At 67.6% G+C, this 9,576-nt stretch carries 8 protein-coding genes; all 8 read left to right on the top strand.

What is annotated here, in order from left to right:
- On the top strand, positions 1-756 hold a 756-nt coding region (gene rsmH, locus ACE3UY_RS01645; protein ID WP_374685809.1), incomplete at its 5' end, for a 16S rRNA (cytosine(1402)-N(4))-methyltransferase RsmH.
- A gap of 102 nt (positions 757-858) precedes the next feature.
- A complete protein-coding gene (locus ACE3UY_RS01640) occupies positions 859-1,380 on the top strand; it encodes a hypothetical protein (RefSeq protein ID WP_374685808.1) in 522 nt (173 codons plus the stop codon).
- A complete protein-coding gene (locus ACE3UY_RS01635; RefSeq protein ID WP_374685807.1) occupies positions 1,370-3,067 on the top strand; it encodes a peptidoglycan D,D-transpeptidase FtsI family protein in 1,698 nt (565 codons plus the stop codon). The genes ACE3UY_RS01640 and ACE3UY_RS01635 overlap by 11 nt, the downstream gene beginning before the upstream one ends.
- An 86-nt stretch (positions 3,068-3,153) precedes the next feature.
- Positions 3,154-4,641: a UDP-N-acetylmuramoyl-tripeptide--D-alanyl-D-alanine ligase gene (gene murF / locus ACE3UY_RS01630; RefSeq protein WP_374685806.1), complete on the top strand. Its 1,488-nt coding sequence runs from the start codon at positions 3,154-3,156 to the stop codon at positions 4,639-4,641.
- The gene (gene mraY, locus ACE3UY_RS01625) at positions 4,641-5,627 is read left to right on the top strand and encodes a phospho-N-acetylmuramoyl-pentapeptide-transferase (protein ID WP_374685805.1); all 987 of its coding nucleotides are present in this window, start codon (positions 4,641-4,643) and stop codon (positions 5,625-5,627) included. The genes murF and mraY overlap by 1 nt, the downstream gene beginning before the upstream one ends.
- A 5-nt stretch (positions 5,628-5,632) precedes the next feature.
- Positions 5,633-7,024: a UDP-N-acetylmuramoyl-L-alanine--D-glutamate ligase gene (gene murD / locus ACE3UY_RS01620; RefSeq protein ID WP_374685804.1), complete on the top strand. Its 1,392-nt coding sequence runs from the start codon at positions 5,633-5,635 to the stop codon at positions 7,022-7,024.
- A gap of 69 nt (positions 7,025-7,093) precedes the next feature.
- Entirely contained in the window at positions 7,094-8,266 is a 1,173-nt protein-coding gene (locus tag ACE3UY_RS01615) for an FtsW/RodA/SpoVE family cell cycle protein (protein ID WP_374685803.1), read from the top strand.
- Between the two features lie 58 nt (positions 8,267-8,324).
- Positions 8,325-9,503, top strand: a complete 1,179-nt coding sequence (locus ACE3UY_RS01610; protein ID WP_374685802.1) for a glycosyltransferase — start codon at positions 8,325-8,327, stop codon at positions 9,501-9,503.
- Positions 9,504-9,576: the final 73 nt, after the last annotated feature.

Genomic DNA, 9,576 nt, shown 5'->3' with positions numbered 1-9,576 from the left:
GTGGCCTACGCCGCGGCCCGGCTGGCCCCTTTCGGCGAGCGGGCCGTCCTGGTCGCCGGCAGCCTGGGCGACGTGGGCGACATCGCCCCGGCCCACGGCTTCGTTGACGTGGACGGCGTCTTGCTCGACCTGGGGCTTTCGTCGCGCCAGTTGGAAGACGGCGCGCGCGGCTTCTCCTTCCTGCAGGAGGGGCCGCTCGACATGCGGTTCGACCCCCGGCAAGGGGACACGGCCGCGGATTTGCTTAACAACTTGACCGCGGAAGAACTGGCTGATCTGTTCTGGCGGTACGGTGAGGAGCAACAAAGCCGGCGCATAGCCCGGCTTGTTGTCACTCACCGGCCCTTGCGCACGACGACCGAACTGGCGGCGCTGATCGAGCGTTACGCGCGCCGCTCCGGCCGGCCGGGCCGCCACCCGGCCACCAAGGTGTTCCAGGCGCTGCGCATCGCCGTCAACGGCGAGCTGGCCGAGATCGAGCGCGGGCTGGGCGCGGCCATCGAGCTGTTGCGGCCCGGCGGCCGGCTGGCGGTGATCAGCTTCCACTCGCTGGAAGACCGCCTGGTGAAGCGGTTCTTGCGCGAGGCCAGCCGCGACTGTGTCTGCCCGCCGGAGCAGCCGGTGTGCACCTGCGGGGCGCAGCCGGCGCTGCGCCTGGTGGCGCGCAAGGCCATCCAGGCCACCGAGGCGGAGACAGCCGCCAACCCGCGCAGCCGCAGCGCCCGACTCCGGGTGGCGGAGAGAATTAAGAATTAGGAATTAGGAATCTCAACCTTTCTTGACTAACGACCAACGACAATCACTGACCAACTGACCTACTGAATACTGATCACTGACTACTGACCACTGACCACTGACATGATGGCGAAGCCCGAACAACCACTACGTCCCCGGCAGGCGCGGGAACTGGCCCGACGATTGGGCCTGCTGACCGAGGCCCAGGCAGCCGCCGGGTGGGGCGTCATCGTCGTGCTGGCCGCCCTGTTGGGCGCGATCTATCTCAATCAGGCCAGCAAGATCGCCGCCATCGGTCGGCGGGTGCAGATCGAGCAGCTGCAACTGGACGAGGTAAAGCGGGTCAACGCCGAACTGGAACGGCAGATCGCCGAGTCGCAAGGGCTGGAGCGGCTGGATGCGGAGGCGCGGCGGCTGGGCTTCGTGCCGGCCACGCCGGCCGACATCGACTACGTGGTCATCCCGAATTTCCCGATTGAAGAAGTGCCCGCGGAGACGTTGATCACCGAAGAGATGACAGGCGAGAGCCTAGTCGCGGAGGCGCCGGTCAGGTCTACTGTGCCGGACACGATGTTGGAAGCGATTGCCCTGGCGTTCAGGGATATGGGCATCGACCTGACGCGAGGAGAAGCGCATGAACCCTAGCCAACTCAGACGCATGTGGACGGTAGCGATCGGTCTGGTCGTGGCCGGACTGGTCGTCGCCGTCCGGCTGTTTGCGTTTCAGATTTTCCAGGGCGAAGAGTGGAAGAATGTCGTCGTCACCGAACTGCCCGTCACCGACCGGCCGGAGCGGGGCGTCATCTACGACCGCAACGGGGCGGTGCTGGCCGTGGACGAGTGGGACTACCGCGTGGCCGTTTCGCCCAGTATCCTGAGCGATCCGGAGGCGCTGGCGAATTCGCTGGCCCCCATCCTGCAAATACCGCGCGGCCAACTGCTCCACGACCTGGAGTCGCCGGAACTGTACGTTGTGCTGGCCGGCCGCGTCACGTCGGAGACGGCCGACGCCATCCGCGCCGTGGAGTACGGCGACGAGGTGCAGCTCGACCCCCTGCCCCGCCGCTTCTATCCGCAGGGCAGCCTGATGTGCCACATACTGGGCTTCGTCGACTTCGAGGGCGTGGGCGGGGCGGGCATCGAGGGCTATTACCAGAGCGAACTGGCCGGCGAAGCGGCCAGCGCCACCGTGCCCATCTCTCCGCTGGAGGAGCAGAAGACGGTCATGGCCCGCGAGGGCGCCGACCTGGTGCTGACCATCGACCGCAATACGCAGTACGTCGTCGAGCGCCATCTGAAGGAAGCGCTGGCCGAATACGGCGCGGTGAGCGGCTCCATCATCGTCATGGATCCGCGCACCGGGGCCATTCTGGCCATGGCCGCCGAGCCGTGCTACTCGGCCAACGACTTCTACGACGTGGACGAGAAGCTGTTCTACAACCCGCTGGTCAGCGCCGTCTATGAGCCAGGCTCGGTCATGAAGCTGGTCACAATGGCCGCGGCGCTGGACTCCGGCACGGTCACCCCCGGCACGACCTATCAGGACAACGGCGCCATCGAGGTCGGCGGCCACATCAGCTACAACTGGGATCGCGGCGCGCACGGCACGGTGGACATGACCACGCTGCTGGCCCGCTCGCTCAACGTCGGCGCGGCGACCATCGCCACCTGGATGGGGCCGACGACGTTCTACGATTACTTCCAGCGCTTCGGCTTCGGCCGACCGACGGGCATCGACATCCTGAGCGAGGAGCCGGGCCTGATGCCGCTGCCGGGCAGCGGCGATTGGCAGGAGTCGTTCATCGCCACCAACGCCTACGGCCAGGCATTGGCCGTCACGCCGTTGCAGATGATCTCGGCCGTGTCGGCGCTGGCCAACGACGGTTACCTGATGCAGCCCTACGTCGTCGCTGAGCGGCGCGACGCCACCGGCGTCCACCGCCACGAGCCGACAGTGCTCAGCCAGGCCATCTCGCCCGACACGGCGGCGATCATGACCGGCATGGCCGTCACCGCCGTGCAGCAGGAAGTGGCCGAGGCCCAGGTGCCGGGCTACACCGTGGCCGGCAAGACCGGCACGGCCCAGATCGCCGAGCCGTTCGGCTATCACCCGACGGACATCATCGGCTCGTTCATCGGCTGGCTGCCGGCCGAAGACCCGGAGATCATCGTCTTCGTGAAGCTCGACCGGCCGCAGACGGCGCAATGGGGCTCCCAGACGGCCGCGCCGGCCTTCGCCAAGCTGGCGACCGAACTGGTCGTCCTGCTGGGCATCCCGCCCGACGAGATCCGCCACCAGGCCAACGTCAGCGCCGCGCGCGACGGGGGATGAATAAATAGCACACGGATGAACACGGATTGAGCATACATTCTGAAATCTGCGTAATCTGCAAAATCTGCGGATAACACTTCTTCATCATGTTGAACCTGGGACACATACTGGCGGCGCTGACCGACTACCAACCGACCGGCAAAGAGCCGGCCGTGGCCTCGGTCGTCGTCGACAGCCGCGAGGCGGGGCCAGGCTCCCTCTTTGTGGCCCTGCCCGGCGAGCATGTGGACGGCCATGACTACGTGGCTGACGCCTTCGCGCGCGGGGCCGTCGCCGCGCTGGTCGATCGCCCGGTCGGCGATTCCGCCACCCCGTCGTGGCCGGTCATCGACACCACCGCGCCTCTCGATCTGGCCTCCCTCTCCCCCTGGGGGAGGGCCGGTGAGAGGGGCAGGGAGCGGGCGGGCCAGCGCTTCGCCAGGAAAGCCGCGCCCCGTCCCGTCGTCATCCAGGTCGACAATACCTTGCGGGCGCTGCAAGCCGTGGCCCGCGTCTGGCGCGCCCGCTTCAACGTGCGCGTCATCGGCATCACCGGCAGCGTCGGCAAAACTTCGACCAAGGAACTGACGGCGGCCATCCTCTCGCGCCGCTTCAACACGCTCAAGTCGACCGGCAACCAGAACAATGAGATCGGCGTGCCGCTGACCTTGCTCAACCTGCGGCCGGAACACGAGCGGGCGGTCATCGAGATGGGCATGTACGCCCAGGGCGAGATAGACCTGCTGTGCGATCTGGCCCGGCCGGAGATCGGCGTCGTCACCATGATCGGCCCGGTGCACCTGGAGCGGCTCGGCTCGCTGGAGGCCATCGTCGCCGCCAAACGGGAGTTGGTCGCCGCCCTGCCGGAGAGCGGCACGGCGGTGTTGAACCTGGACGACGCGCGGGTGATGAGTATGGCCTCCCACACCAAAGCCCGCATCTTCACCTATGGGCTGGATCAGGGCGCGGACTTGTGGGCCGACCGCATCGAGTCGATGGGGCTGGACGGGGTGCGCTTCACGCTCCACCATGCCGGCGAATCGCTCAGCGTGCGCGTGCCGCTGCTGGGCCGTCACAGCGTCCATACCGCCCTGCGCGCCACGGCCGTCGGCCTCATCGAGGGGCTGTCCTGGGAGGAGATCGTCGCCGGGCTGAACGCGATGGCCTCGCAACTGCGGCTGGTCGTCAGCGACGGGCCGCGCGGCTCGGTCATCATCGATGACACCTACAACTCCAGCCCCGATTCGGCCCTGGCGGCGCTCAACCTGTTGGCCGACCTGCAGGGCCGCCGGATCGCCGTGCTGGGCGACATGCTGGAGTTGGGCCGGGCGGAGAAGCAGGCCCACCGCGTCGTGGGCCGGCGGGCGGCCGACGTGGCCGACGTCGTCATCACCGTGGGCGCGCGCGCCCGCACCATCGCCGACGAGGCGCTGGCCCTGGGGCTGCCGGTCGAGCGCGTGCTGAGCGTGGACGACGCGCCGGAGGCCACACCCCTGTTGCGAGAACTGATCCAGGCCGGCGACGTCGTCCTGGTGAAAGGATCGCTGGGGATGCGCATGGATCGCATCGTCAGCGCATTGGGAGAACTGGACTGATGGGATTGGCCCTGACGGTCGCCGCCGCCACCTTTTTGATGGCGGTCATCTGGGGAAGCCCGCTGATCGAACTCATGCGGCGACTCCGGCTGGGCAAGAATATCCGCATCGACGGCCCGCAGACCCATGCCGCCAAAATGGGGACGCCGGCCATGGGCGGTGTTCTGATCGTCGGGTGGACGGTGCTGGTCACCGTGGTGGCGAACTTCGTGCAGTTTGTGCAAGCGCTGGAAATTGCCGAGAGCGTGGTTATCCCCCTGGGCGTCTTGGTAGCCTACTCTATCCTCGGTGGTATCGATGACTACCAGGGGTTCCGCCTCCGACCAGGCGAAGGCATGCGCGCGCGCGTCAAACTGGCCGTCCAACTCGTCATCGCGCTGGCAGCGGCCGTCCTGTTGTACTGGATGGTGAACGACCGGCACGGCTGGGTGGCCGTGCCGACGGTTCCCGAGCTGGTCGACATCGGCCTGCTCTACATCCCTCTGGCCGTCATCCTGATCACGGGGTCCGCCAACGCCGTGAACCTGACCGACGGGCTGGATGGGTTGGCCGGGCTGATTTCGGCCACGGCCTTCGTCGCCTATGGCATCATCGCCTTCCTGCAGGATCAGCAATTCCTGGTCGTGTTCAGCTTCATCGTCATCGGCGCGACCTTCGGCTTCCTGTGGTACAACGCCAAACCGGCGCAGATGTTCATGGGCGACGTGGGCGCGCAGGCTTTGGGCGGCGCGCTAGGCATTATGGCCCTGATGACCAACCAGTGGCTCATCTTTCCCATCATCATCGCCATCCCGGTGGCGACGGAACTATCGACGACGTTGCAGGTGCTCTATTTCAAGGCCACCGGCGGCAAGCGGCTGTTCAAGATGGCCCCGCTCCACCATCACTTCGAGTTGATCGGCTGGAGCGAGACGCAGATCGTCCAGCGCTGGTGGCTCATCGCGATGCTGGCGGCCATGATCGGCATCGCCCTGGCTTTGATATGACGGATATGGACGCGTTGAACGGCAAGCATCTGGTGATTCTGGGCATAGCGCGACAGGGCATGGCTCTGGTGCGCTTTGCCGTGGAAGCCGGGGCCCTGGTGACGCTGTCCGACCTGCGCCCGGCCGAGGCGCTGCGCGACGCGCTCGATAGCCTGGCCGATCTGCCGGCGGCGCGGCTGCGCGTTGTGCTCGGCCAGCACCCGCCGGCGCTGCTGGACGGCGGCGAGGGCTTCCCGCCGGCTGACGCGCTGGCGCTCAGCGGCGGTGTGCCGGCCGACGCGCCCATCGCCGTCGAGGCGCTGCGGCGGGGCATCCCGCTGACCAACGACTCGCTGGAGTTTGCCCGCCGCGCGCCCGCCCCCATCGTCGGCATCACCGGCTCGGCCGGCAAGACGACGACGACCGCCCTGGTCGGCCTGATGGGCCAACGGAGCGGCCGGACGACGTGGATTGGCGGGAACATCGGCCGGCCGCTCATCGCCGACCTGGGGCGCATGTCGCCCGGCGACCTGATCGTGACCGAGCTATCGAGCTTCCAGCTAGAACTGTGGCCGGGTGTCCCCGCCACGCCCAGCCCGGCCGTGGCCGCCATCCTGAACATCACGCCCAACCACCTCGACCGGCACAAAACGATGGATCGCTACGCCGAGGCCAAGGGCAACATCTTGCGCTACCAGTCGGCCGGCGACGTGGCCGTGCTGCCGGCGGATAACGACGGGACGTTGGCGGCGCACGCGCTGGTCTGCGGCCGGCTGCGGCTGTTCAGCCGCCACCGGCCGGTGGACGACGGCGCTTACGCGCACGACGGACAAATCTGGTTGTGCGACCCGGCCAGCGGGCCGCGGGCGCTCTGCCCCGTCGGCGACATCCGGCTGCGTGGTGGGCACAACGTGCTCAACGTCCTGGCCGCGGCGGCGCTGGCTGAGGCGGCCGGCGTGCCCGACGAGGCCATTGTCGAGGGTATCCGCTCCTTCTCCGGCGTGCCCCACCGGCTGGAGATCATCCGGACGGTGGATGGGGTGCAATTCGTCAACGACTCCATCGCCACCGCGCCGGAGCGGGCGCTGGCCGCGCTGGCCGCGTTCGACGAGCCGATCATCCTGTTGGCCGGCGGGCGCGACAAGAACATGGTGTGGGATGAGTGGGCGCGGCGGGTGGCCGAGCGGGTCAAGCGCGTCGTGCTGTTCGGCGATCTGGGCGAACCGCTGGCCGAGCGGCTGGGCCAGAGCGTGCCGCTGTCTCGCGTCGATACGCTGGCCGAGGCGGTGTACGTGGCCCAGGCCGAGGCCACCGCGGGCGACGTGGTACTACTCTCGCCCGGCGGCACGAGCTTCGATAGCTATGCCGACTTCACCGAGCGCGGCGAGCATTTTCGACTTTTGGTAGAGGAGTTGTAGGGCGATTTGGCAAATCGCCCAACGGTGTAGCGCGATTTGGCAAATCGCGCCGGAGGCGGAGTGAGTGTCATGGCAACGATTAACGTGGTTAGAAAACGAGGCAATTCCATCTGGGCCGGGCGTAACAAGCTGGCCTTCGATTACTGGCTGCTGCTGGCGACGGCCGCGCTGCTCGTCTTCGGCTTCCTCATGGTCTACAGCACCACCTTCGACCTCGGCCTGCGCTTCAAGGACAACTCCATCTACTACATGACCCGCCAGGTCGGCGCGATGGTGCTCGGCTCGGTCGTCATCATCGTCCTGTTGCAGTTCGACTATCACGTCTTGCGCTACGCTTCCGTGCCGCTCATCACGGTGACGTCTGTCCTGCTTATCTTTCTGCTCTTCTTCGGCCAGGCGGACTATGGCGCGGTGCGGGCGCTGTCGCAAGGCTCCTACCAGCCGTCGGAGGTCGCCAAGCTGGCCACTATCCTGTACATCGCCCACTGGCTGCACTCCAAGGGCGACCGCATCAAGCGCATCAACTACGGCCTGGTGCCCTTCTCGGTCATCACCGGCGGAATGTTCTCACTGATCGTGTTGCAGCCGGCGCTGAGCACGGCCATTCTAGTGGCGCTGATCAGCTTCACGCTGTTCTTCGTCGCCGGGGCCGAACTGAAGCAGGTGCTCGTCGTCGGCGTGGTGGCCGGCGCGGTTGTCCTCTTCCTGATGGTCACCCTGCCCCACGCCGCCCAGCGCGTCAACGACTACACCGCCGCCCTGCGCGACCCCCAGCAGGCCGGCTACCAGGTCAAACAAGCCCTGGGCGCGCTGGCGACCGGCGGCCTGTTCGGCGTCGGCCTGGGCAACAGCGTTCAGAAGTTCGGCGGCCTGCCGCTGGCCCACACCGACGGCATCTTCGCCATCGTCGGCGAGGAGTTGGGGCTGGCCGGGGCGCTGCTCGTCGTGGCCCTGCTCGCCTTCCTGACGTGGCGCGGCTTCCGCATCGCCTCACGGGCGCGCGATACCTACGGCTTCTTGCTCGCCGTCGGCGTCACCGTCTGGATCGCTTATCAGGCGTTGATCAACATCGCGGTCATCACCGCCGTCATCCCTTTCACGGGCATGCCGCTGCCGTTTCTCAGCTACGGCGGCTCGTCCATGCTCATGACCTTGATCGGGGTCGGTATTTTGCTGAGTGTATCGCGCGACGCCGCCTTGGGGCGGCAGCAGCGCAGGCAGGTAGTGGACAGTGGTCAGTGATCAGTGGTCAGTTATTGACTGACCATTGATCACTGACCACTGCTCACTGTCCACTGACATGGCGACACGCGTACTAATCTGCGCCGGCGGCACAGGCGGCGGCATCTATCCCGCTCTGGCGGCAGTGACGGCACTGCAAGCGCTGGGGGTGGCGACGGATGACATCCTGTGGCTCGGCGCGAAAGGCGAGATGGAAGAGACGTTGGTTCCGCGCGCGAATATTCGGTTGGAGACCATCTCCGCCGGCCCCATCGTGGGCGTCCCGCTGCTGACGCGGGCGCGCAACGCTGCCCGCCTGGCGCGCGGTCTGGGCCAGGCGGCGGGACACGTGCGTCGCTTCCGGCCCGACGCGCTGTTCATGACCGGCGGCTACGTGGCCCCGCCGGCCGCGCTGGCCGCCCGCCGCCACGGCGTGCCCATTGTCATCTACCTGCCCGACGTGGAGCCGGGCAGCGCCATCCGCCACGTCATGCCCCTCGCCCGCCGCGTGGCCTGCACCACCGATGGCTCGCGGGCCTACGTGCCGGCCGAGAAGCTGGTGGTCACCGGCTACCCCGTCCGGCCGGAGATTCGCGCCGCGCGCCGCCTGTCCAAAGCCGACGCCCTGGCCCGCTTCGACCTGACGCCGGGCCGGCCGACGCTCTTCGTCTTCGGTGGCAGCCGGGGCGCGCGCGCCATCAACCGGGCGCTGATGGGCGTCCTGCCGGCGCTGCTGGCCGAGACGCAGGTCATCCACGTCAGCGGCGCGCTGACCTGGCCGGAAGTGGAGGCCAATGCCGCCGCGCTGCCGGCCGAGTTGCGCGCCTACTACCGCCCCTACCCCTATTTACACGACGAGATGGGCGCGGCCTTCCGCGCCGCCGACCTGGTGGTGGCCCGCGCCGGGGCCAGTATGCTCGGCGAAGGGCCGGCCTTTGGTCTGCCGGCGGTGCTGGTTCCGCTAACCTTCGCCTGGCGCTATCAAAAAGTGAACGCCGATTATCTGACCGAGCGCGGCGCGGCCGTCCAACTGGTGGACGAGACGCTGCCGGAGACGCTGCTGCCCACGGTGCGCCGCCTGCTATTCAACGGCGAGACGCTGGCCCGCATGGCCGCCGCCGCCCGCGCGCTGGACAAGCCCGAGGCCGCGGGCGACCTGGCCCGGCTTATCCTGGCTGTGGCGGATGATGAGGGGTCGGGCGACGGGAGTCGCCTTGTGGTCAATGACCAGCGGTCAGTGGAAGGAGAAGAGGCCTGATGCTAAGCCTGAACGTTGCCTTCTGGATTATGGTCATCCTGTTCGCGCTGGTGGGCGCGATGCGCGGCTGGAC

Origin of the sequence: Promineifilum sp. (SeqCode) (assembly GCF_041918635.1) — a bacterium.
Taxonomy (GTDB): Bacteria; Chloroflexota; Anaerolineae; order Promineifilales; family Promineifilaceae; genus Promineifilum.
Note: the sequence above shows the minus strand (reverse complement) of the source record. Positions and strands in the feature narration are given on the sequence as shown.

Coding starts and splice junctions, on each gene's coding strand:
- ACE3UY_RS01615 (WP_374685803.1), top strand. CDS start 7,094: ATGGCAACGATTAACGTGGTTAGAAAACGAGGCAATTCCATCTGGGCC.
- ACE3UY_RS01635 (WP_374685807.1), top strand. CDS start 1,370: ATGAACCCTAGCCAACTCAGACGCATGTGGACGGTAGCGATCGGTCTG.
- murD (WP_374685804.1), top strand. CDS start 5,633: ATGGACGCGTTGAACGGCAAGCATCTGGTGATTCTGGGCATAGCGCGA.
- ACE3UY_RS01640 (WP_374685808.1), top strand. CDS start 859: ATGATGGCGAAGCCCGAACAACCACTACGTCCCCGGCAGGCGCGGGAA.
- murF (WP_374685806.1), top strand. CDS start 3,154: ATGTTGAACCTGGGACACATACTGGCGGCGCTGACCGACTACCAACCG.
- ACE3UY_RS01610 (WP_374685802.1), top strand. CDS start 8,325: ATGGCGACACGCGTACTAATCTGCGCCGGCGGCACAGGCGGCGGCATC.
- mraY (WP_374685805.1), top strand. CDS start 4,641: ATGGGATTGGCCCTGACGGTCGCCGCCGCCACCTTTTTGATGGCGGTC.